This window comes from Caballeronia sp. M23-90 (genome assembly GCF_053574605.1).
The window spans coordinates 1-22,290 of record NZ_JBSIPA010000060.1; the positions used below are offsets into that span (position 1 = coordinate 1).

Annotated in this window: 18 protein-coding genes and 2 pseudogenes; 8 read left to right on the plus strand and 12 right to left on the minus strand. The window is 57.4% G+C overall.

What is annotated here, in order from left to right:
• Positions 1–887 (minus strand): TolC family protein (locus ACRXB1_RS09045; RefSeq protein WP_449491810.1); only part of this gene is annotated, 887 nt, incomplete at its 3' end.
• Positions 888–1,042: 155 nt separating this feature from the next.
• Between ACRXB1_RS09045 and ACRXB1_RS09050 the strand changes: the two genes are divergently transcribed.
• From ACRXB1_RS09050 to ACRXB1_RS09070, 5 genes are all read left to right on the plus strand, one after another.
• Positions 1,043–1,705: a response regulator gene (locus tag ACRXB1_RS09050; protein WP_075357530.1), complete on the plus strand. Its 663-nt coding sequence runs from the start codon at positions 1,043–1,045 to the stop codon at positions 1,703–1,705.
• Positions 1,702–3,057, plus strand: coding sequence for an ATP-binding protein (locus ACRXB1_RS09055; RefSeq protein WP_449491811.1), 1,356 nt, complete (start codon positions 1,702–1,704; stop codon positions 3,055–3,057). Before ACRXB1_RS09050 ends, ACRXB1_RS09055 begins: the two co-directional genes overlap by 4 nt.
• 228 nt (positions 3,058–3,285) lie before the next feature.
• Complete coding sequence (locus tag ACRXB1_RS09060; protein WP_449491812.1) at positions 3,286–4,053, plus strand: DUF4118 domain-containing protein; 768 nt, start codon at positions 3,286–3,288, stop codon at positions 4,051–4,053.
• A complete protein-coding gene (locus tag ACRXB1_RS09065) occupies positions 4,050–4,928 on the plus strand; it encodes an alpha/beta hydrolase (protein WP_075357533.1) in 879 nt (292 codons plus the stop codon). The genes ACRXB1_RS09060 and ACRXB1_RS09065 overlap by 4 nt, the downstream gene beginning before the upstream one ends.
• A gap of 336 nt (positions 4,929–5,264) precedes the next feature.
• On the plus strand, positions 5,265–5,861 hold the full coding sequence (locus tag ACRXB1_RS09070) for a phosphatase PAP2 family protein (protein ID WP_174364550.1): 597 nt from the start codon (positions 5,265–5,267) through the stop codon (positions 5,859–5,861).
• Positions 5,862–6,015: 154 nt separating this feature from the next.
• Here ACRXB1_RS09070 and ACRXB1_RS09075 read toward each other — a convergent pair whose 3' ends face one another.
• Both ACRXB1_RS09075 and ACRXB1_RS09080 read right to left on the minus strand, forming a co-directional pair.
• The gene (locus ACRXB1_RS09075) at positions 6,016–8,229 is read right to left on the minus strand and encodes a hypothetical protein (protein ID WP_449491813.1); all 2,214 of its coding nucleotides are present in this window, start codon (positions 8,227–8,229) and stop codon (positions 6,016–6,018) included.
• A 327-nt stretch (positions 8,230–8,556) separates the two neighbouring features.
• The gene (locus tag ACRXB1_RS09080) at positions 8,557–9,528 is read right to left on the minus strand and encodes a glycosyltransferase family 2 protein (protein ID WP_449491814.1); all 972 of its coding nucleotides are present in this window, start codon (positions 9,526–9,528) and stop codon (positions 8,557–8,559) included.
• Between the two features lie 1,822 nt (positions 9,529–11,350).
• Between ACRXB1_RS09080 and ACRXB1_RS09085 the strand changes: the two genes are divergently transcribed.
• Both ACRXB1_RS09085 and ACRXB1_RS09090 read left to right on the plus strand, forming a co-directional pair.
• Positions 11,351–12,937: a hypothetical protein gene (locus ACRXB1_RS09085; RefSeq protein WP_449491815.1), complete on the plus strand. Its 1,587-nt coding sequence runs from the start codon at positions 11,351–11,353 to the stop codon at positions 12,935–12,937.
• Between the two features lie 468 nt (positions 12,938–13,405).
• Positions 13,406–13,969, plus strand: a complete 564-nt coding sequence (locus ACRXB1_RS09090; RefSeq protein ID WP_075357537.1) for an acyltransferase — start codon at positions 13,406–13,408, stop codon at positions 13,967–13,969.
• Positions 13,970–14,094: 125 nt separating this feature from the next.
• On the opposite strand, the gene ACRXB1_RS09095 is transcribed toward ACRXB1_RS09090, so the two are convergent.
• The gene (locus ACRXB1_RS09095; RefSeq protein ID WP_449491816.1) at positions 14,095–15,111 is read right to left on the minus strand and encodes a 2-hydroxyacid dehydrogenase; all 1,017 of its coding nucleotides are present in this window, start codon (positions 15,109–15,111) and stop codon (positions 14,095–14,097) included.
• A gap of 8 nt (positions 15,112–15,119) precedes the next feature.
• Positions 15,120–16,406, minus strand: a complete 1,287-nt coding sequence (locus tag ACRXB1_RS09100) for an MFS transporter (RefSeq protein ID WP_449491817.1) — start codon at positions 16,404–16,406, stop codon at positions 15,120–15,122.
• Positions 16,407–17,041: 635 nt separating this feature from the next.
• Here ACRXB1_RS09100 and ACRXB1_RS09105 point away from each other — a divergent pair.
• Positions 17,042–17,272 (plus strand): hypothetical protein, encoded by a 231-nt coding sequence (locus tag ACRXB1_RS09105; protein WP_075357539.1) that lies wholly within the window; start codon positions 17,042–17,044, stop codon positions 17,270–17,272.
• Positions 17,273–17,651: 379 nt separating this feature from the next.
• Here the strand turns inward: ACRXB1_RS09105 and ACRXB1_RS09110 are convergent.
• The 7 genes and pseudogenes from ACRXB1_RS09110 to ACRXB1_RS09140 all read right to left on the minus strand — a co-directional run.
• Positions 17,652–17,909: pseudogene (locus tag ACRXB1_RS09110) on the minus strand (xanthine dehydrogenase family protein molybdopterin-binding subunit); the annotation flags it as partial.
• Between the two features lie 62 nt (positions 17,910–17,971).
• On the minus strand, positions 17,972–18,379 hold the full coding sequence (locus ACRXB1_RS09115; protein WP_375507721.1) for an Hsp20/alpha crystallin family protein: 408 nt from the start codon (positions 18,377–18,379) through the stop codon (positions 17,972–17,974).
• 31 nt (positions 18,380–18,410) lie between these two features.
• The gene (locus ACRXB1_RS09120; protein ID WP_075357544.1) at positions 18,411–18,845 is read right to left on the minus strand and encodes an Hsp20/alpha crystallin family protein; all 435 of its coding nucleotides are present in this window, start codon (positions 18,843–18,845) and stop codon (positions 18,411–18,413) included.
• 217 nt (positions 18,846–19,062) lie between these two features.
• Positions 19,063–19,824 (minus strand): DUF4410 domain-containing protein, encoded by a 762-nt coding sequence (locus ACRXB1_RS09125; RefSeq protein ID WP_449491818.1) that lies wholly within the window; start codon positions 19,822–19,824, stop codon positions 19,063–19,065.
• Between the two features lie 161 nt (positions 19,825–19,985).
• Positions 19,986–21,341: an ATP-binding protein gene (locus ACRXB1_RS09130; RefSeq protein WP_449491819.1), complete on the minus strand. Its 1,356-nt coding sequence runs from the start codon at positions 21,339–21,341 to the stop codon at positions 19,986–19,988.
• Positions 21,338–22,051 (minus strand): response regulator, encoded by a 714-nt coding sequence (locus tag ACRXB1_RS09135; protein ID WP_449491820.1) that lies wholly within the window; start codon positions 22,049–22,051, stop codon positions 21,338–21,340. Before ACRXB1_RS09135 ends, ACRXB1_RS09130 begins: the two co-directional genes overlap by 4 nt.
• Before the next feature lie 26 nt (positions 22,052–22,077).
• A pseudogene (locus ACRXB1_RS09140) lies at positions 22,078–22,281 on the minus strand (EF-hand domain-containing protein); the annotation flags it as partial.
• Between the last annotated feature and the right edge of the window lie 9 nt (positions 22,282–22,290).

Here is a 22,290-nt window from a genome sequence, read left to right on the forward strand (position 1 = left end):
TTCTGTTCCTGCGCGTCGTAGCCCGCGCGCAGCGCAAGCAGATCGGGCCGGCGTTGTGGCAATGCCTCCAGCGCGTCGTCGAGGGTCGAGTCGGCGAGGGTGGTGTCGTTGAAATCTCCGACGAGCTGCAGTTGCACCGTCTGCGACAATCCCAGCAGCGCGTTCAGGTCGTGGTGGGTCTGTTCGACTGCACGTTCAGCGTCCGTAAAAAGTTTTCTTGCATCGGAGTAAGAGGTCAGCGCCGCCGTGAGCGTGTCCTCGGTCAGGTTTCCTTCGCGTTGCGCGGCAGCCATGCGTTCATAACGCATGCGGGAGAGGTCGCGTTGCTGCTGAAGAAGGGGGAGCGTGCTCTGTGCAAAACGTGCCTTGACAAATAACTGGCGTGCTTGCGCCACGACCTGCCACTCTTGCCATAGCAGGCCGAGATCCGTCTTCGCCACGGTTGCATCGGCGGACTGCTCGTTGGCGCTGCGCGTGAGGATTGCAAGCACATCCATGCTCAGCCCATAGTTGAATGCGCGTGTTGCACCTGCCGCGCCCGGATAATCGCTGGAAACAGCCAGTTGCGGGTCGGGCAGCAAGCCTGCAGAGAACGCTTGCGCCCGGGCAATTCCCAAGTCGTCGCGCGCAAGTTTCAGGTCAGGGTTGTTGGCGACTGCAAGCATTGCGACTTCGCCGATGTCGAGACCGTCCGATGGGTCAAAGGTATGCGTGGCAAGCTCCGGGAGCGGCATGCTGGCGGGATCGATACGGACCCGCTCGACGCTGTCCTGGCTGGTCGAGGTGTTGACAGGTTTGAGAGGATCCGCGTGATACCACGTACAAGCGGCGAATGACGCCACGACCACGGCAGATCCGCACAGGCGCAATGATCGAAGAACAAGCATGAAGATAGAATCGCCAAGTAGGATCCCGATGCAGAAGAACAACGCGCCGCAGTGGCGCGCCGACAAGTCAGACGGGGCGAGTCTACGAATCGCGTGCTTAAGGAACGCTTAAGTTAAAAGCCCGGACAATGCGTGCCTTAAAAGGAGAAAATTCGATGCGTTTGCTACTGGTTGAGGACGACGACATGATTGCCGAGACGGTTGTCGACTTCATGCGCCGGGCGGGCTACGCCATCGATCACGCCGCTGACGGACGGGCCGCCGACCTGTCCCTTGCCAATGGCGTGTATGACCTCGTACTGCTCGACCTCGGCTTGCCCAAACGCGACGGCATCGAGGTGCTCAACACCTATCGGCGCGCCGGCGGGGCGGCGCCAGTGATCATCCTCACTGCGCGCGATGCTGTCGACGAACGCATCCGCGGCCTCGACGCAGGCGCGGACGATTACCTGATGAAACCATTCGATATCGATGAACTCGCGGCACGGGTTCGTGCCTTGTTGCGCCGGCGCACAGGGCAAAAGCAGCCGGTCTATACGCATGGCGACCTGGCGCTGGATCCGGCTTCGCACGAAGCCACGAAAGCAGGCGTAAAGCTGCCGCTTGTGCCGCGGGAATTTGCGTTGTTGCAGGCGTTGATCGAAGAGCCGACGCGCGTGTTTCGCCGCCCGGAGCTCGAGGAAAAGCTCTATGGATGGGGCGAGGAAGTCGGCAGCAACACCATCGAGGTACATGTCCATAGCCTGCGTAAAAAGATCGGCACGGACGAGATCATGACGATTCGCGGCGTGGGTTACCGCCTGAAGAGGCTTGGATGAAGTCCATTCGGCGATGGTTGCTCGGCTGGCTGATCTTCGGCCTCGCCGTCGCGTGTCTGATCGCAGGCTACGGCATCTTCCATTCCGCGCGTCATGAAGCGGGCGAGCTGTTCGACTATGAACTGCGAACGGTGGCGTTGTCGATGCCCGCGAACATCGCGACAACCAGCGGCGCCGAGCAGCGCGAGCACGATTTCAAGGACCTGGCCGACGACCGGATTGCCATCGATATCTGGGATGCGGCCGGCGCGCTCGTCTATCACTCGGCGAAGGAGCCGGTGCTGCCGAAGCTCTCTGAAGGATTCCGGACGATCGAGCGCAATGAATATCGCTGGCGTGTTTTTGGCGTGCAACAAGCGGGCCGCTATGTGCAGGTTGCACAACCTTATTCAGTGCGTGACAACCTCGCGGCGCGTCTTGCGCTACGCACGTTGTGGCCGCTAGCGTTGCTCGTGCCCGTCACCATTGCTTTCGTGCTGCTGATCGTGGCCCGCGGACTTGCGCCAATCGGTGGCTTGTCGCGGGCGCTGGCGAATCGCTCGATCGAGTCGCTTGATCCGGTGGTGATCGACGATCGGGTGCCGGTCGAGATTCGACCGCTCGTCGACGCCCTGAATGATCTGCTTGAGCGACTCAACGTGGCGTCGAAGGCGCAGCGCACCTTCGTGGCCGATGCCGCGCACGAGTTGCGCACGCCGCTGACCGCGCTCAAATTGCAGTTGCAGGCCGCGAAACGCGATGCACTCGCCAGCTCCGACGCGCGCGTGATCGACCGTCTCGAGGGGCGCGTCAACCGCATCATTCACCTGGCGCAACAACTGCTGAGCATGGCGCGCGAGGACGCGTCGCATGAGAAGTCCATGATCCCCGTGAGCCTGCGCTGTGTCGCCGAGCAATCGGTATCCGATCTGTCGTTGCTGGCCGAGGCCAGGCAGATTGACCTCGGTCTTGACGCGCACGGACCAGCAGGGCCGGGCAGCGGGAATGATGCGTATTGCGTGCTTGGCGACGAACAGGCGCTGGGCATCCTTCTAAACAATCTCGTCGACAACGCCATCCGCTATACGCCCAGGGGCGGCCGGGTCGATGTCGTGCTAAAGCGCGACACGCAGACCGGAGGGGTGTCGCTGGAGGTGGCTGACACCGGCCCCGGCATTGCCGACGACGAAATCAAACGCGTCTTCGACCGTTTTTACCGCGGGGCTTCGGTGAAGGAGCAAGGCAGTGGTCTGGGGCTCGCAATTGCATCGAGCATCGCGGTGCGTCACCGCGCGGAGCTCTGCGTGAGCAACCGGACCGACGGACCAGGACTGAGCATCAAGCTGAACCGGTTGCCGACAGTGCCGGCCTGACGCGTCTGCGTCGTCCCGTCTTTTCTTTCGTCGACACGATCCGACCAATCATCACACGTAGTCAACGCATTTCCGATTTTCCGATGTTTTGCTCGCGTAAGCGTTCCTTAAGCAACGCGACGCTATGCTCGAGCGGGAATTGACGGACTTCGCCAACAGCAGTTTCTTCCGTTTCACCTGCGTTTTCACCGGTCGAGGTTTGTGAAAACGCAACCCATACATCGCATCATGAGAATAAGAAATGCAAGGCGCTGGGCGCGGGGAGGCGCGCGGCCATGGCTCTTCGCGGCGTTGTCGCTCGTGGTTGCCTGTGGCGTGCGCTGGCTGCTGCACCCGATCATTGGCCCCATCATGCCCGGCACTGCGTTCTGTATCGCAGCGGCGTTGATTGAATATTATTTCGGCATTGCACCCGCATGCGTGGTCATGCTACTGGGGCTCGGCATCGCTGATTACCTGTTCGTACCGCCGTATGGACAGTTCGACGTACTCGATCAATCTGATCTTGCGCTGATCATTTCCTACCCGGTGGTCACCATCCTCGTCATTTGCCTGATCGAGCGCTTGCGGCGAGCGCAATTTCAGGCGGAGCTGCTCGGGCAGGTTGCGCAGTCGCGCTACGAAATGCTGCTGCGTCTGGACAACGAGCGTGCCATCGCGATCCGCGGCAACGACGAAACGCACCGGCTGCTGCGGCATTTGCCGCATTATCACCATGACATTGTGCTGATCAAGGCGCTCGATCGCAAGCACAGCGCGGTGTTGGGCGATAACGGCGATGGCGCCGGCATCCCGGCGGCCGTTGCACCCGGCTTTCTGTACGAGAAGGTCGCAACTGAAGATCTCAGGCGACTGGCAGCAATCATGCATGCGGGCACATACCGCGTGCGTCTTGCCCCGGCAGGGGGCGCCGAAAAAGCGGTCGACTGCGCGTGCGAGCGTTTCAACACGCACGTTGGCGATTTCATCGTCTGCCGCGTCGGGGAGCCCGTTTGACTGAAGGCAAACCTGTCCATCTCGAAGCCGGCAATCACGCCGTTCTCCTGCTGCATGGCCTGTCGAGTTCACCGCTGGAAATGCGTTTCCTCGCCCGTGCACTGCATCGCGAAGGCTTCACCACGGTCGCGCCGGTGCTGCCGGGCTATAGCGCCGGCACGCGTGAACAGCGCATGGAAGCCTGGGTCGCCGCCGCTGTAAGTGAATTCGACGCGCTGAGTTGCCGGTACACGCACGTCTCTGTCTGCGGCTTGTCGATCGGAGCGGCGCTCGCAATGGCCCTGGTCAGCAAGCGGCCATCGGCAAAGTCCGTCGCTCTGCTTTCGGTGACGCTTGACTACGACGGCTGGGCGATTCCCTGGTACCGGTTCTTGTTGGGCTGGGCCTATTTCACGCCGCTTCGAAACAGATGGCGGTATCGCGAGCAGGAGCCCTTCGGTCTGCGCAACGAGGCGTTACGCTCGAAAGTGGCTCGCGCAATGCTCAAAGGCGATCTCAGCGAAGTCGGTCCGGCGACCATCTCTTTGAATGCACTGCACGAAGCCAGCCGCCTCGCGCGGAGCGTTCGCCGGATCGTGCCGGGCGTGAGCGCCGACTGCCTGATCGTCCATGCCATCGACGATGAAACCTCCAGCCCCGCCAATGCGAGATTTGTCAGTTCGCATCTGGCGTCGACGTTCATCCGCACGATCTATCTCGACGATTCGTATCACATGATTACATCGGACAACGAGCGGGAAACGGTGGCGCGTGAGGTAGTCATGTTCTTGCGCGAGAGTGAGGCGGCGGCTGAAGCGGGTGAGGGCGGCAAGGCGCCTGTGGTTTCAAAGGCGCTCGCTCGCCGGCTCAGGCAGATCGCAGCGTTAGCGAAGTAGCATGCATAAAGGGACGTCGTACGGCCAACGCTGCGATCCGCTGCTTGACGGTAGCCTTGGGATCAGTGACTGCTGCCGGCGCCGGTTTGTCGCGTACCTGCCGGAGCGCAGATCAGGGCCATGCTGGCATCGAGTCGGCGTGCGGCGGTCTGTCCACGTGCGCGCTTGTCGTTCGCGATGGTTTGCGCTGTGACGAGATCCAGATAGCTGACGGTGCCCGCCTGGAAGCGGTTTGTCGTCAGCTTTAGTGCAAGCGTGGCGGCGGATTAGGGCACCTAAGCGTTCGATAAGTTTCGGTCCGTACCATGCCACCGTTCCCCTTACTTCTCACACGCGATGAACACGTTAAATCTAAGGCTGTTTTACTTGATCAACGCCTCTTCCCGTCCAATACCATTTGTCGTTGAGATGGCGCACATATTTGCCGTATATGCCATATGGTTGGCGCCGCTTGCATTGATCTCGGGATGGCTTCGCGGAAACGACGTGTTGCGTCACCACATGGTGGAGGCTGCGTTGTCTACGGGTGTGGCGCTGGTGGCCGCACAAATCATCGGGATTGCGTGGCCGCAACAGAGGCCGTTCGTGCTTGGTCTCGGCACCAATTTAATGGCGCATTCGCCTGATGCGTCTTTCCCAAGCGATCATCTAACCTGTTTGTGGGGCGCAGCCTTCAGCCTCCTGGCATATAAACGCACGCGTCCAATTGGAACTGCGCTTGCATTGCTCGGAATACCGGTGTCGTGGTCGCGGATCTATCTTGGCGTGCATTTCCCGATGGACATAGTCGGCGCGGCTGTTGTGTCGGGCTTGAGCGCCTGGGTTCTGGCAAATACAGGGCGGCGTCCTGTTCAATTCATCGTGGCGGTGACTTCTCATGTGTATCGACCGATGTTTAAAATCCTCATCCAGCGGGGCTGGGTATTGCCATAAGAGAAAAAACGCGGCGCCCAGCTAGCAAGAATTCGACTCGATAAGCTCAAGGCTCACTTAGCATCATTCAGATTGAACCGGCTGGGAACGGGCGGGTTTCGAGCAGCATGACACTTCGTTAGTTTGTGAACTTGGTCTCGGTTCTTCAACGCCGCTAATATCTGGCAGTTCCTGTCGCAACCCACACGTTGCCCGAAGCGCAAGTGACGTTGCAGATTGTCGACCCGCCGCCGACGTAGTTCGTCCCAAGACTACAAGACTCAGCATCCGAAACCGTTGCTGTCGCGTGGGCTGTAATGGAACTATTCAAATTACATGCGGGCAAGGCGACGCCATTTGCAGAGAACGTGAGCGGTGAAAATGCGCTCTGCGGAGTGTAGTAATTGTCGCCTGTCACATGCAGACCGAGCATGCCGGCCACATTGTTGAAGATCTTATTGCTTTGTGATCCGATGTTGCCATCGGCTTCGAAATAGTTTGATGAAATCACACCACCAACAACGGTCCCGGTCGTGAAAACCTCCGCGCCAGGCGCCATCACATTGTTCCATTGAACCGTCGAATCCGACAACCGGAGACCTTGAATGTTATCGCCGGCCAAGATGACGCCAGGTCCGCCATTTCCCTCGATGATGCAATAGACGCACTGAGTGTTTTCGATGTTGTAGACCGCGCTGGCGCTACCGACTTTAAGACCGCCACCACCGTTGTATGCCGCATAGAAATGCTTGAACAGCACGTTTTCGCTGTAGTCTCGATAGTCTTTCGCTGACAAAGCATCCACGTAGCCGCCGTATCGGACGAAGTTGAAAACAAAAACGTTGTCAACAACCGCGTTTTGCCAATTCAAAACATCGATTCCATCCTGGCCACCCCCGTCAAGCGCAGTGCCGACGCCGCCAACAATGGAGAAGTTACTCAGCCTATCAGCTGCGGCCGTGCTCGTTACATGGAGGGATCCAGTGATTGAAACTGCAGGACCAGTCAGTGCCTGTGTAAGATAATGAAGCTGCGAACCGTTGTTCGCGTTGACGAGAACATTTCCGTTGATGAACGTGTTTGGGGTATTCGCAGCACTTGGTCCGACTCCAACAAGACTGATCGGGATATTGGCCGGTAGGATCAATTCTTCGGTCAGTATGTAATGCTTTGCCCCAAGTTCGATCCTGCAACCTTTAGTGCTACAAGGCGCGCTCGAAAGCATTGTTGTAAAAGCGGCGCTGTCATCTGTTCCGTAGGCAAATTGCAGATTGCCACCGGTTAGTTCAGTCGCAAAATCTACGGCAATCGAACTCTCGGTTTCGACGGTGATGATCTTGCCGCATTTTTGCTTGTTGAACGGTAAAGCCGCTTGTATGTTTGCAACGCAAATTTTTTTGCCGACGTCGTCAGAGGTGAAATGTGCCGTCGCCGAGTGCAGGGTGCTGCTCGTCTCGCCAAACTTGGTAGGATCGACTCCGCTAACATTGCGATAATCAAGCATAAGCCCTGCGGCGCGACTCGAGCCGTTCCCGCTGAGGATGAAAGTGTAAGTCGATGGCTCATACTCACCGGTCACTTTGGTGAAGCAAGTCAAGCGATCTGCCGCATTTGAGCCAGTTGCAATGGGCTTGAATCCGATCGGGGGCGTTATGGTCCGAGTACCGTCGTGATCAGTGACAGTACAGGCTAATAAATAATCACCAGTGCGATGTCCGAGTGGCTTGGGGAGAGCGACATCGGCGGTACTCGCAGAGTAGTATGTCGTGCTGGCAATGAAGGAAGGCGTTCCGATTGATGCGAGCGCAATGGAAACTGTTTGCCATCCAGATGCAAACGGTGTGATTCCCGAGACTGCAGTTGTAAGAGCAGGCCTCGCAACAGTTTCATCCAGCGCCATGATGCCAAGGCTGCCATTTTCTGAAGACTGGTTGGCTCGGACCATCCCAAGCGATGGCGTAACTGAGTAAGCCTGCGCATTCGCAATCACGTGCACAACCATGTCGTGCGATGCACCGGTCGAAACCGGTGGCGCCGTCGGGTTCGCGTCATTTGCCGCATGCGAAGTTGCAACTGTCGCTGTCCCGCCAACTTGCATGCTGCCGTCGAAGTAGGTATTACCGTCACCGACTGCTCCATATGTTTCCGGCAGCACAACTCCATCAGTGACACCCGCTTTAGACTGATCGAAGGTGCCAGCGTCAGCCTGATCGCGTCGAACATGTGCGTGGGACTGTCCGAGATGTACAGTGCGGGCTCCGGGAGCGTTGGCCGAATGCCTTGTTTCTCGATTCACTGCATCTGCACATGCGACGTTCGACAGCATTACGCACGCCAGAACAATAAGGTTTTTCAGCATATTCTTCGTTGGCTTATAGTTCAGGTGCATTGACCGATTTTGCGCATGCCGATCTTCTCTCCGCTTGTTCACCCGCTCGGCGCACGTGACATTCCAGCATGACGGACCTAGCGGCCGTGATGGTCAAACCATCCGCTTTAGGAACACGTTCATATCTATGAGGAAATAATTTACCTTCGCTGCATCGTTGCAGTTTTGTTGGGCGTGTTCTCGAAGCGAGACCGGTAGTCACGAATACTTTGTCGATCCGCTTCGGACAACAACAATAAGCTGAAGCTAAGCGTCTTCAGTTCACTTGCGCGCCTGCGCGTCCGGAGGTCTTTTTCATGCCCGGTCGCTCACCCACCCAACCCAATCTTAACGGTGCAACCTTGCCTCCGCTTTAAGACTGTACAGTTCGGGAACCAACGCGAGCAGGAGACGTTTTGGCGCAAACAGGCGCGGCGAAACATGCCGCGCGACGTGCCACATGGCGGTGATGTTCCTTCTTCGGAGGTTGATGCTGGCGCCAACGAGGGAACTAACGAAGTGCAGATCTCCGAGCGCGTTGCCGACGATCTCTTCTTTGATTGCTGATCTCTCAGGCGGCTTGAGAGCGAAGAACGATAGCTTCGATAATTCCCGGACCATGCGATTCATGCTGTCGTAATGGTGTTTCGTCTTCGATGAAAACATGATTGAGCCCGACCTCAACCGTCGTTTGTAGAGTTTTTCATGAAGTATTGCCACCTTGCGCTTTTTCTCCAGTAAGAGCGAAACAAAAAAGTGGTTGTCCTCGAACAACATGCCTTCGATAAACCGGAGTTCTCCTATCGCTGATTTGCGCGCAACGAAGCAGCACGCCTGCACGCAGTAGTGTCCTTGTCGAAGTGACTCAACGATAAAATCGTCAGACCATAAAGGCGACTTTCCTACCGGCCGTTTATAATAGTTTTCTTCGATCTTATAAACAGGCGAGTCAACCGGAAAAACTTCGGCCTCAAACATTACAACGTCGATCTCATTATTTTGGAACTCGCGGTAGCATGACGCTAGCGCCTCGGCATCGATGACATCGTCACTATCAAAATAATAAATATACGTGCCAATCGCGACATTTGTGCCTGAGTTCCGTGCAGCCGAAAGACCTCCGTTTCGCTGATGAAGATATTTGAACCGTGTATCTGTCGAACAAAACTTCTTCGCAATATCCCCAGTGCCGTCGGTCGATCCGTCGTCCACAATGATAGCCTCGAAGTCAGCAAACGACTGTCTTGCAATGCTTTCCAGCGCTTCCTCAATAAAATCCTGCACATTGTAGGCCGGGACAATAATCGAAAAAACAGGCATGTGTAGTCCTTAAGCTTTAGTAAGAAGGAAAACGTGCGAACGTCGTCGGGAGCAACTTGGATGGGAATCAAACGCAGACGGGGCAACCTGTTCCGAGTTTTTGCTGCCTTCGGAACTATCGGTCGCAGCCCCAGTAGCACGCACTCATATCCGACGTTACCGTATCCGCGCCCCAACTCATCTAGCTAATTCAGCTGAGGATTATGGAAGAGGTGTTCACTTACATATCGGATATTGCATTACCGCGCTTACCCAATTAAGGACAGCGGGAAGCTCCAGTAGCCGCTCATTAATCATACAATTGATATTAAATGTTGACTTCAGTTAAAGCTTACACTTATTGCAAGGTGGATTAGTGAAACGGCTAAAACTCGTGTGCTATTGGCCGAAAGCGTCGATCAGACGATATGCCAGATTTCACTCGCGATTTCGCATTGTTTGCGAAGGGCGTGCAACTGACTATCTGTTAAAGCCTTAGTGTTCAAATTGGATTGGGCCGCGCGGTTGCTGGCACGTCGCTTCTTCTGAAATAAGTAACGATCAACACGTCACACGAATGATATAGGAATGAAAAGTCAGTTTCGACGACGCGACCGCGCGTGGCTTCCAGCTAATTTTTCTCGGCTTTTTAATTGTCTGGGTTGTAAATCACACATGCTTTCTCACCCTGCCATTGCGCCCCTGGCGGGCCAGGAAAATATCGCTCGCGGAGCGGGCGCGGTCTCGGTTGCCCATTCGCCCTGAAATGAGCTCTTCAAATTTTGCCAATTACTCAACGTCTTCAAACGCACGAGACTCGCCGATGCGCCGGGCATTCTGAACCAAGCCTCGACATGCGATCCGTTAATAACAAGGTGCCGACTGGACCGTCGCACAGATGTTCAATGCAGGCGACATGTGGACCTGAAGCCCGATCTGATCACGAGCGAGTCGGGCCACGCAAATGCTTGGCGACAAGGATTTCTTTCCAGTTGACCTGCATGGTGGCCATGCAAGGCTGACGCCTTTGAGTCTTCTTTGGTTCCCGAGCAAGCGGGGAATTCGGCAACAGTTCTGCTGCATCTATAGTGAATTTGGGTGTGCCCCCTAAAGCTCACGGCCACGCTACGGATCGTTGCGCGATCAGATCAACGGCCAAAATCGGTAATATATATTCGTAGTATAAATTAACGACACGGACTTTACACGCATTTCTGACTCATATTATTTGTCAGGGTAGAATCTACGACCGAATTTTTAATTAATTTCTGGATTAAATATAATATTGACCGAAATCTTTCGATTAATGTCAGGCACCTTTGAGCAGTTCTTTTTGCATCGCAACAGCGCCTAGGGAGAATTTCACTATTTAACAGAATATTACTTATTCGTTTGTGGTCTACCGCACATTCCGGGTACATTTACACCCGTGGTCAGACGAAAAGGTAGACTTTGCCGAATCGCTGAAGTAAGCGGCATTCTCGGTTAAACGTTTGCGTAATAGACGATAAGGCGACTGTCTCGACAAGTCGCGATACCGGGGTCGGGGTTCGCACGCAAGCGTTCCGAATACACGACGAAGGCATGTGGTCGCTTCTGTGACCGCATCGGGAAGGTGTGCCTTCGCGTTCGTGTTCCCAGGTCGCACGCCGTCCCAATCGTTTAAAGCGCCATCCGGTACTGAGCACGGAATGGGTCAATAATTCATTGGGTTAGTTAGATATACGAAGTAAAGAAAAAGCGGTTCGGGTGCCCACGCTCCCAACAGCATTTCGTGTGTCGAAGACTAAAAATCATTTGCTTATTTTCTGTCGGGCTTTTCTCGACAGTGGACGAACTCGCCATGATCAAACGACGTCAATTTCTCGGTTGCCTTACCGCGTTCGGCGGTAGCTATCTTCTGACCGCCTGCGGCGGTGGCTCCAGCGATGGAATCGGCAATGCCGCCGGTGCAGTCGCAAATAGCGCAACAAACAATGCCGCAGTTGGAAATGCAGTTGTCAACGCCGCTACGACTGCGTCGGCCGACGGAACGAGTCTGCCTTCGTCTGCAAAGATCGTCGATAACTCAGGCAATGTCTGGACGCTTTCTGGAGGCGTGGTGTACAGGAACGGCGCAGTCGCAGGCGTGAACTACAACGTCGCCTTGGCGCTGTGGTACGCCGGCACCGTGTACCATCAGAATACCGGGGGCCAGTTCTACTCGTGGAATGGTTCTGGGTGGACGTCATGCCTCGATCCACGCACCGCAGGAATCTCTCCCGACGGCGCCACGATTCCGTCGGGTACTGTCCTCATCGACAAGCAGGGTCGTAAATGGACAGTGAATGCCGGTGTTATCTATAGAGACGGTGCCGTTGTCGGTGTCAACTACAACGTCGCCTTGTTGCTCTGGTACGGCGGCATGATGTGGCACAAAAACACAAGTGGTCAGTTCTACGTATGGGCCAACGCGGGGGGATGGCTTGCTTCCACCGATCCGCGTATCTCTGGTTCCGCTGCCGCAGGCAGTTTCTTCGGCGTCAACGGACATTGGGACTACACCTATACCCCGGCCCAGATCGTTTCAATTCTCAAAAGCATGGGTTGCACCAGCTACCGCGTGGGCTGCAGCTCCGATCCGTCGCAGATTGCTGCAGTGGCCAAGCTGGCCGCTGCTTTCCAGTCTGCCGGCATGACCCTCTTGGTGTTGATCAACCAGGGCATGAACGACAACAATGGCAACTTGCTGAGCAGCGAGGGCGTTGCCTACAATCAAGCATATTCGGTTGGATCGGCGGTCGCAAACGCACTTAAGCAGTACGGGGTCACGATGTACGAATGCGGCAATGAGCTGACTCGTCAGAGTTCGACCGTCGTAGACTCGACTCAGGCGGGCTGCAAGGTTGCAGACTTCAATAATGCAAACTGGCCAGCCATGCGCGGCGTGATGCGCGGAATGATCGATGGCGTGAAGTCGGTCCAGCCTGGCGCCAAGTGCGGCATCAATTTCTGCGTGGCAGATGTGGGCGCGTCAGATGCCTTATGGGACGGCATACAACCAGATGGATCGCAGGGGCATCCTAAGGTTCGCTGGGACATCACGACATGGCACAACTACGAAGTGTATGGCGACATCTTTAATATTGGCATCGACGGCGCCGGACCAGGCTTTGATTTGCCAACGTACTGCAAGGCTCGCTATGGAGTTCCGTTCATGATCACGGAATGGAACACGGGCCCTGAGCAGACGCAAGCGTACAGGGCAAACTACGTCACGACTCAGTTGTCCAATTTCTACGCAAACAGAAAGAGCCACAACATTCAGTCTGTGATGTACTACGTGCTCGATAGTGGAAACAGCACGTACGGCATCATGATCAACGGCGCTCCCTTAAGCGCCCCGTACGCAGCGTTCACGGGATTCACGGCGTCACATGCGGACGTCTGAATCTAACCCTTGATGTGATAGAGAGCAGGAAAAGCGGGGGTAGCGTTTGCTATCCCCGTTTGCTTATTGGCTGCGCGTAATGTGGTTAGACGCACCCGTACGGTAACGCTCATTGTATTGGCTTAGCGTCGATGATGCCGACAGGGGTGGTTGCATCGATGGCAAAACTATCTCCGTCCTGGAAATTGTTCGATTTCTGCGATGTCTTGTCAGGCGTCTTCGTCTTTACTTGTTCGCGTCCCGCAACAAACCCGTTTGATTGAACCCGAATGGGCAAACTTGCCGATGCGGTAATTCTTTTGTGACGCTCGCAAAAGTTTTGCTGTCACACTGATGGGTGTTTACGGCGGGTTATTCATCATATGTATTGTTCGTTGATTGGCTAACCCGAAAACCCGTATCACTGCCATGCCCGATAGTCGACGATTCAAGCTAACCAGCCAGCGACCTACTTATTTGGACTAATGCATGAAGAGAGCGATTCTTAGAAGTTTGTCCAGCGTGAAGAGCGTCTTCATCCGAGTAGCTCTTACGGCAAAAAACGTACGCTTCGATGGTCCACCGGCCTTTTCGGGCAAGTGGCCGAGAATCAGCAACAAGGGGTACATCCACTTGGCTAAAAACTGCTCCTTCCGCTCTTACCGGACGCGCCCGTTCATCTGGGTTTCAGAGGGCGCGAGTTTAGAGATCGGGCAGAACGCGTTTTTTAACGATGGTGCGAATCTTTGCGCGACAACTTCAGTGAGAATAGGTAGCAATTGCAAGATTGGAGACATGACTTTTATTTTCGACACCGACTATCACCAAGTAACGCCCGAGCGCCCTACGAAGCAAGCGCCTGTAGAAATCGGCGACAACGTCTGGATTGGCGCGCGGTCGACGATCTTGGCGGGAGCTAAAATTGGCAGCCATTCTGTAATCGCTGCAGGGTCGACAGTTGTAGGAGAAATCCCCCCCAAGAGTTTAGCCGCAGGCTCACCGGCGCGGGTCATACGTCAGCTCAACGTACCCGACGACTGGGTCAGAGCTTAATCAAAGTCGCATGCGTCGCGACGCGGCCACAATGCGAGCAGATTTTTCTCAGTCGTTGCGCTACCTGCTTCCTTAAAGCATCCGTCTCCAAAGTCGAAGTTCCACAGTTAGAAAGCGCGTGCCTCTCATTCGGTCGTGATCTGGGCTGGCGCTGCAATACGGCAACTCAGTGCGCGGCCTGTATCTGCCTCGGAAAGACTGTTGAGTGTCGTCTGAGCGATTGAGGCCATGGCCTCGGCTGTGAAGAACGCCTGATGTCCGGTTACGAGGACGTTCGGGAACGTAAGAAGGCGCTGGAAAACGTCGTCTTGCACAACGTCCAGCGACAGGTCTTCGAAAAACAGCGCTTCTTCCTGCTCGTAGACGTCGAGCACGACGCCGCCGAGATGTCCTGACTTGAGCGCCGTGATCAACGCCGGCGTATCGACGAGCGCGCCGCGGCTCGTATTGATCAGCAGCATACCCGGCTTGCTTGCAGCGAGCGCCGCTGTGTCGATGAGATGCAGCGTGTCGCGTGTCAGGGGGCAGTGCAGGGAGATGACATCGGACGCTTCGACTAGCGCGCGCATCGTGACATAGCGCACGCCCATGTCCACGAGCGCAGCGTCCTCCACGACATCGCAGGCAAGCACGTCGCACCCAAATCCAAGTTTGAGCGCACGCGCGACGAGCATGCCGATACGCCCGGTACCCACCACACCGACCGTCTTGCCGTGCAGGTCGTGTCCAAGCAAACCGTCGAGCGAGAAGTTGTCCTCGCGAACACGCGCATAAGCATGGTGGATCTTCCGGTTAAGAGAAAGGAGCAGGCCTATCGTGAACTCAGCCACTGCGTAAGGCGAATAAGCGGGCACGCGCACTACCTCGATACCCCGCTCTTCAGCCGCCGTCAGGTCGACGTTGTTGAAGCCCGCGCAGCGCAACGCAATCACGCGGGTGCCCCCATCGGCCAAGATCCGGATTGCTGCGGCATCGACTCGGTCGTTGACGAATACGCAGACCGCCGCGAACCCCTTCGCCAGACTTGCGGTGGTGACGTCGAGTCGCGGCTCGAAGTAGGTCGGCGAATGCAGGCCGTGTGCATTGGCTGCGTCGAGTGCTGCACGGTCGTAAGGTTTGGTACTGAAGATTGCAACTCGCATGACGTGGTCTACCGGTTAGTTAGCTGGAACAGCGGTGCGCACGGCCGTACCCGTTCACGCAGGAAAAACGATAGGACGACCGCGATTACCACACCGAACACGAGTGGAATGAAAGCATGCTGGAACGCCTGCAGGTTCATGGTTCTGCCTGGCTGTGCCACCATCAGGCGCGAAATGAACGGCGCGAGCAGGCCCGTTGTCAGGAACACGAGGAAGTTCATCACGCCCGCCGCGGTACCTTTCACCTCGTGCGGATTGACCTCCTTCATGGTCGAAAACGGAATCATTGCGGCACCGGATGCAATGCCGAATAACAGCGCCACTGAATATCGCGGGAAAGTGCCTGCTGGAATGAAGACCGCGACGAGTCCGAGCGCGAGTACCGCCAGTGCGCCGCCAATCAGCACTGGCTTCCTGCGTCCCGAGCGGTCCGAGAGATAACCGAGCAGAGGACACCCGATTACCCAGCCGATCGGCACCATGGATGCGTCGGCAGCGGCTTGCGCCATGTCCATATGCTGGCCATCGTGCAGGAATGAGGTCACCCAGACGAGGGCGCCGATGGTGGTCGGCGCGAACAAAAGGCCGCCGATCACACCGGCGAGCCAGCTCTGCGGGTTCGACAATACGATTCGGTATGGCCGCAGCACGTTGGCGATGCCAAGCGTGCCGTGATGACTGTCCGCTCCTTCATCGGGCATCGCGAACCATGTGCCCACCGCGAGCAGCGCGCCGATCACCGCAAAGGCGATCCACACGTGCTGCCAGGGCATCTGCAAGCTGCCGGCGGGATCGATCAGCATGTGCACGGGCTTTGAGCCAAACGCGGCACCCGCCATGCCGAGACACTGCGTAAGTCCGATGAACATTGCCAGCATGCCTGCCGGCAGGTAGCGCGCAGCGACGTAAGACGAGCCAATGAACGCGAAGATGGCGCCCACGCCCTGCAGGATGAAGCCGGCCATGCCTGCCGCGCGGCTACCCTGTGCAAACACGAGGCATCCGATCGCGACGATCGCGATGCCATATGGAATCGTCCGGCGCGCACCGTACCGGTCGAGCAGGACGCCTGCGACCAGCGCCATTAGTGCGTACACCATGTAGTAGGCCGAAACGATCGATCCAATATGGTTTCCGCCCCAGGCTTGTGCCAGTTCATTCTGCATTACGCCGGGCGCGGAGCGGACCGCGTACTGGTAGAAGTAGAAGATTGCGCAAAGGAGCCAGGGCAAGACGCCGGCTATGGCGAGTCGATTAGCTGCGGGGGCGGCCGGCAAGACGGTTGAGGTGGACATGATGGGTTCCAGGCGCGGGCGCGCCACGTATGTCAGTGAGACAGCAGAATCGGCAGCGTGGCCGAAGGGAGGCTTTCGGTGAGATGTTCGCCCAAAAAGTTTCAGGGTTGTCGGGCTTGACTTGGCCGATCACGAGCAATCGACGCAGCGCAGTGGTCGTGAGCCGGGAAAGTCTTCGTCCAATGCACATACGGTCCATTCGTCCTCAACGTCCCGGGTGCAAGCTCGGACTCGAAATCCTCGCGCACGACGCGCGCTCGCTGCGAGCGCATCTTTCTGATGCATTGCGTAATATTCAGCCAAATCTGCCAACACTTAGAACGTTCGCGGGTACCGATCGAACGTGGCATAGACCGCGTCGAGATGCGCGCTGGATTGCCTGGCAAAGCTCATCTCAATAGAGGTTCTGGCACGGGACTATCAGTTGTATCGACATATACGGCGATACTTTCCAGCTCATGATGAGCCCTTGGAAAGAAGGACGAATCGATCGGAGTTCGAGGCAATCCGGGCAATGAGTCAACGAACATGACTAGGCTATCCGCTAGCGCTCTTCGTTGAGATGATCTAGATCATGCCGGGCCCCGACAGCCCTCCGATGCTGGCTTGTCATGCGAAATAAGGAGAGACGTCCGATGTCTGAAGATCAAATCGTCTACCGCGAACGGGGTAAGTTGAATACGCCCGGCGCACTGTTGAACCTTCTCGAGATAGATGCCACGGGCCTGCACAGCGTAGTCCTCGAAGGTGACAGCCGGTTGATCCGGTCACCGCACAAGCGAGTCGATGCCGTCAGCACTGTCCAACTTTTCATCGGCTCCGCATCTGCTGCTGTCCGGCATGCCCGTACCGGCAAAACTTCGTGATAGCAATTCCTCGATGCGATCAATGGATGATCAGCAGGGCGGCTGTGCACAGCACAGCTGCGGCTTCACGATGATCAGCTGAGTTTGATGCCACAACACCGGCTGGAGAAAGCCGGGCTTAGCTTGGGTAAGCTGCTCATGGCGAGGGCTTCCCACGCTTCGGTTTCTGAGCTGTCATCCGGGAAGTCCAGGTCTTGGACGCTGCCGAGCCCGGCCTTTCACGAGAGCGAACGCCTTACAATCCCTCGAACTCGGTGGCTCCTCACTCGATATGCGTATTCCGCCATTGAAGGCTATCGTCGCCTTCGAAAGTCGCGGAAACGAAAGTGTAGGTATCGTGGCGCACTTAAGTTCAACCGCTTCCGAAGCGGTCCCCTAATCAGGATCTCAGAGGGTCGCCAGCGAGCGGCAGGTCCCGCACACGCTTGCCGGTAGCGTCGGCAACCGCGTTGGCAAGCGCTGCGGCGGCCGGGCCTTGTGACGCTTCGCCCACGCCGAGGAACGGTGTGCCGGGACGGTCGATCAGGTCGACATCAATGCGTCCCGGCACTGATGAAAACCGCAGGATTGGATAAGTGCTCCAGTCGAAGCTTGTGATGCCGTGAGGTTCGAAGGTCGTCTGCTCAAAAAGCCACCAGCCCCTCCCGATTCACTGGGCGCTCGCTGTTGCTACTATCGCCTGCGAGCGCCCCTTCGTGCTTATCCAACACTCACTTCTACCCGGCGCGGTTTCGCTTCCTCGCGGCGCGGGATGCTCAGCTTCAACACGCCGTCGTTCAGGTTGGCTTCAATTTTCGACGTGTCGAAATCGGTGCTCAACGAAAAGGCACGCGCGAACCGAGGTTCACGAATCTCTGCATGGTGCAGGCGCAGCCCACCCGGCGTATCGATCAATGCCTCGCCTTCGATGAAAAGTGTCCCGTCCTGCACATGCACGTTCAAACGATCACGCGACACCCCGGGAAGATCGGCCCACAGCGTAATGCCATGAGCGTCTTCATGGATATCGACGGCCGGGGCGATCGTGGGTCCCTTTCGTGCGTTTTCTTCGTTGGTCCGCGCAAGAGCGTTGAGCTTGCGTTCCGCGAGTTGAGTTTGCGTGTTCATGTTGTCCTCCTCGAATGTTGTGACAGGCTGATTACTGGATCGCGATGGTGCGCGGCCGTGACGTTTCGCGTTTGCCCACGCTGATGGCAAGGCAGCCATTTACATAGCGCGCCTTCACTTTGTCGGGATCTGCATCGCGCGGCAACTCGATAGCCCGACGAAAACTTCCCGCGAAGCGCTCTTGCGCATAAGTGCGGCCTTCGGACGGAGATTCGACGCCTGCACGCTCACCGCTAATGGTGAGCAGCCCCTTGTCTACGGTCACTTCAATCTTTGCCGGATCGATGCCTGGAGCGAATGCAACGATCTCGACCGAATCGTCGGTGCTGCCGAGGTTGATCTGGGGAAAGGCGCTGAAACGCGATGCTCGGATGCTTGTTGGCAGGCCACCAAACACCGACGACATCTGGCGTTGCAGACGGTCGAACTCATCGAACAAGCTGGTATTGAAAAGAACATCACTCATGGCTGCAATCTCCTATAGGTGGCAGGAGACGAACCGGCATACGCGCTCCAGTTCGTCTGCCGAGTCTCTGACAAACCAATCGAAACACGCAGCGCGAAAACCGCGGCTGCTTTCGAATCCAAAATAGGAAATAGCCAAAAAATTTCAAGGGGGGGCTCAATTATTTTTTTTGTCGTCGAACTGAAGGATGCTTGCGTCTTTTTTGCACAGCACAAAATCAGTTTGTCCGTTCGACCGACATCCATCCGTTCGCTAAACTTGCCGCTCCAATCTGCGTCGCGATCAAGTCGCCCAGCTTTTTCGCGTCACCGGCGACGCCGTTGCGTTTCGCCTCGGACACGCCATGCAAGGACCCGCCCGTCGCGGCAGCCGTTGCAACATTGCCGGCAACCGCGCCAACCCCCGCTGTTTCTGCGACACCTGGCATGCGCCCGCTGTCGGCTTCAAGGGCGAAGCTGCGAAGTGGCATGAGTGCGCCATCGGCGGACTTGTAAAGGATCTGGATCGACGCACTCACTTCGCTTTTGCCTGCGCCAAGACCGATCAGGACGCGGCGGCGTCGCTTGCCTTCGTCGATGGTTTGGAATTTGCCTTCGACAAGCAGCTCGTTCTGATTGGGCGGCGCAGCGCAGTCTGCGCGTACTGCACGCAATCCTGCTGATTGCAGCTTGCGCACGATTTCATCCGCGACCTGCTCACGCGTATCGGTTGCTGTTTGATCTTGTTCTTGAACCAACGATCCGCCGCTGATGAGCGTTTTGCCTTCGTGTGCCAGCCCGCTATCCATTTTCACCTGGCTGGACGTGGCGCCGAAAGAACATACGTATATAACGTCCGCGCGAACGTTCGGCGCGGTGTAGGTCTCGATGGTCTCGGTGGCGGCCGAGGCGCACCCACCCAGAATTAGCGACCCCGCCGCCAGCGCGGAGGCCGTCAGATGCTTGGCATTACGAATGAAAAATTTGAGTGAGATTTGCATGGTGGTTTGTTATGGCACCGTCGTGCCAAGATGTCGGAAGAGAGGTGTGCCTTAGCACGCGAACGTGAGTATGGAAGGAAGCGGCCGTGCGCACCATTCAGGAATTATGTCGCGCGATGTCGCCGTGATCTGACACGTGCGAACGGCAGCTACCCGCGTCCTTATGAAGAATGCCGGTTCATTGGCAACGTTACGCATGCCTCGAGACCGCCGCCTTCACGCACGCGAAATACCAAGGCACCGCCGTGCAGACGCGCGATGCGCTCAACGATCGCAAGCCCCAGACCCGAGCCGCCCGAATGCGTCCGGGCGTTCGTACCCCTGCTGAACGGCGTCTTCAGGTTTTCCATTTCCGAGGCGGCGATTCCCGTGCCGCGATCGCACACGGCGACGCACGCGGCGTTGCCTTCCGTCCATGTTCGGACGGCGAGACCGGTGCGCCCATAGACGATTGCGTTCTGCATCAGGTTCATGAGGAGCCGCATCAGGCTCACGGGCCGGTATGCGAACACGGGAACGTCTCCGAGCGACAATTCGAATTCGTGCCCCAGCCCGGCAAAATCCGCGGCGAGCCGGCCGATCAGCGCGTTGAGTTCACCGGCTTGCGGCAGCTCGCGTTCACCGCTGCCGGCGTAGTCCATGAACTGCTGAAGAATCGTGTCAATGTGGTCGATATAGCTCTCTGCCGACGCCACGAATGTATCGTCGGCACCCCGCGGAATCGCCATTGCCATCGCGAGACGAAGCTTGGTGAGTGGCGTGCGGATGTCGTGTGAAACGCCCGCCAGCATCAGCGCGCGTGTTGATTCAGCTTGCTTCAGCGCATGAGTCATCTGGTTGAACGCGCTGCTGACCTGGGCGATTTCAGTTGGCCCGTCAGTTGGGAGAGTGACGGACGCCTCACCGGCGCTCACGTGGCGCGCGGCGCGCGCGAGATCCTTGAGGGGACGGTTGATGTGCAACTGGATCAGGTAGCCCGTCAGAGCGGCCAGCAACGCGAGACCTGCGCAGAGCGCGAGTGTCGTCACGATGCCGCTCGCTTGCGCATCCTCGGTCATCGGCAGTGCGATCCAGCGGGTGTCGCCCGCGACGTGCAGACGAATCCAGAGCCGCTCGCCGTCGCTGGTCTGCCAGCGGACCTGCATGTCGGGCGGCAGATCGCGCTGCAGCGCACCCACGAAGACGTCGCGTTGCCAAGTGCGGAACAAGCGGAGCGGGCTCGGCTGCGTTTCGCGTTCGAGATGTTCGGGTAAGTCAGTCTGGCCGCCCAGGCGCGCGGCCGCGGCGCGGCCTTCGTCGGGCGGCATGGCGGACAACACGCCATCGAGCGTCTTCACATAGTCCGAAAAGATGATCGCGGCGCGGTCAATGCGCGGGCGCTGCACGAAATTCAGCAGCACCGCGAACGAGCACGCCTGGGTCAGCGCGACAAGCGCCACCAGCAGTGTGATATTGCGGGCCAGCAGCGAACGCGGCAACCATCCGCCGAGCCGGTACGAAAGCGATGACGTGCTCACGGCTCGATGCCCGCAACGAGCATGTAGCCGACACCCCATACGGTCTTGATGAAGCGCGGTTTGGCCGGATCTGCTTCGACGATCTGGCGAAGCCGGAGGATCTGTACGTCAATGCTGCGACCGAGTGCTTCATGATCTCGGCCGCGCGCCCGCGCAAGCAGGTTTTCCCGACTGACCGGCCGATTCGGCGATGAACCCAGCGCATGCAGCAGCAACATCTGCGCTGAGTGAATCTCGACGGGCTCGCCGCGAAGCACCAAGGTCTGCTTTGAGACGTCGAACTGGTACTCGCCGAAGCACAGCGTCTGCGAGGTCACAGTCGGCACGCCGGCGGCCATTTTCTGGCGGCGCAGGAGCGCACGGATTCGCGCGATGAGTTCATCGGGGAGAAAGGGCTTGGCGAGGTAGTCGTCGGCGCCGGTTTCGAGGCCAACGACGCGGTCGACCGCATCGCCCTTCGCGGTCAGCATGAGAATGGGAAGCGTCTGTCGTTCGGCGCGCAACCGCTTGCACACCGTCAGCCCGTCTTCCGGTTCCATCATCAGGTCCAGCACCAGCACGTCATACGGTTCGCGCTGCAAGTAGCGGTCGAGTTGCTTGCCGTCGGCGACGACGCGCACGTAGAAGCCGTGGCTTGTCAGGAACCGTTGCAGCATGTTGCGCAGCTCGGCTTCGTCGTCCAGCACGATAACCCTGTTCACTTGTTCCATGACGCGTCTCCCACGGTCACTTACATTCAGCGTGCCATTGCTTTTTGCTTCATCAGGTCTTCGATCTGCGGCAGCGTGACGTAGCCGACCCGCTGTGTATCGATTTCGTCGAAGTGCTTCGCCACCATTGGCATGCCGGCCGCCGCCTGGTCCCGAGTCAGCTTGCCGTCGCTTGTGGTGTTGGCGCTGGCAAAGCGAGCCTGCAATTGCTGCGTTGCACGCCCGCCGCGCGCGGGTTA

Excerpts from the sequence above, each read along its gene's own strand:
- ACRXB1_RS09090 (WP_075357537.1), top strand. The coding sequence starts at position 13,406 with ATGAAGAGAGCGATTCTTAGAAGTTTGTCCAGCGTGAAGAGCGTCTTC.
- ACRXB1_RS09105 (WP_075357539.1), top strand. The coding sequence starts at position 17,042 with ATGTCTGAAGATCAAATCGTCTACCGCGAACGGGGTAAGTTGAATACG.
- ACRXB1_RS09060 (WP_449491812.1), top strand. The coding sequence starts at position 3,286 with ATGAGAATAAGAAATGCAAGGCGCTGGGCGCGGGGAGGCGCGCGGCCA.
- ACRXB1_RS09075 (WP_449491813.1), bottom strand. The coding sequence starts at position 8,229 with ATGCACCTGAACTATAAGCCAACGAAGAATATGCTGAAAAACCTTATT.
- ACRXB1_RS09095 (WP_449491816.1), bottom strand. The coding sequence starts at position 15,111 with ATGCGAGTTGCAATCTTCAGTACCAAACCTTACGACCGTGCAGCACTC.
- ACRXB1_RS09135 (WP_449491820.1), bottom strand. The coding sequence starts at position 22,051 with ATGGAACAAGTGAACAGGGTTATCGTGCTGGACGACGAAGCCGAGCTG.
- ACRXB1_RS09120 (WP_075357544.1), bottom strand. The coding sequence starts at position 18,845 with ATGAGTGATGTTCTTTTCAATACCAGCTTGTTCGATGAGTTCGACCGT.
- ACRXB1_RS09070 (WP_174364550.1), top strand. The coding sequence starts at position 5,265 with ATGAACACGTTAAATCTAAGGCTGTTTTACTTGATCAACGCCTCTTCC.
- ACRXB1_RS09085 (WP_449491815.1), top strand. The coding sequence starts at position 11,351 with ATGATCAAACGACGTCAATTTCTCGGTTGCCTTACCGCGTTCGGCGGT.
- ACRXB1_RS09050 (WP_075357530.1), top strand. The coding sequence starts at position 1,043 with ATGCGTTTGCTACTGGTTGAGGACGACGACATGATTGCCGAGACGGTT.
- ACRXB1_RS09125 (WP_449491818.1), bottom strand. The coding sequence starts at position 19,824 with ATGCAAATCTCACTCAAATTTTTCATTCGTAATGCCAAGCATCTGACG.
- ACRXB1_RS09055 (WP_449491811.1), top strand. The coding sequence starts at position 1,702 with ATGAAGTCCATTCGGCGATGGTTGCTCGGCTGGCTGATCTTCGGCCTC.
- ACRXB1_RS09080 (WP_449491814.1), bottom strand. The coding sequence starts at position 9,528 with ATGCCTGTTTTTTCGATTATTGTCCCGGCCTACAATGTGCAGGATTTT.
- ACRXB1_RS09115 (WP_375507721.1), bottom strand. The coding sequence starts at position 18,379 with ATGAACACGCAAACTCAACTCGCGGAACGCAAGCTCAACGCTCTTGCG.
- ACRXB1_RS09100 (WP_449491817.1), bottom strand. The coding sequence starts at position 16,406 with ATGTCCACCTCAACCGTCTTGCCGGCCGCCCCCGCAGCTAATCGACTC.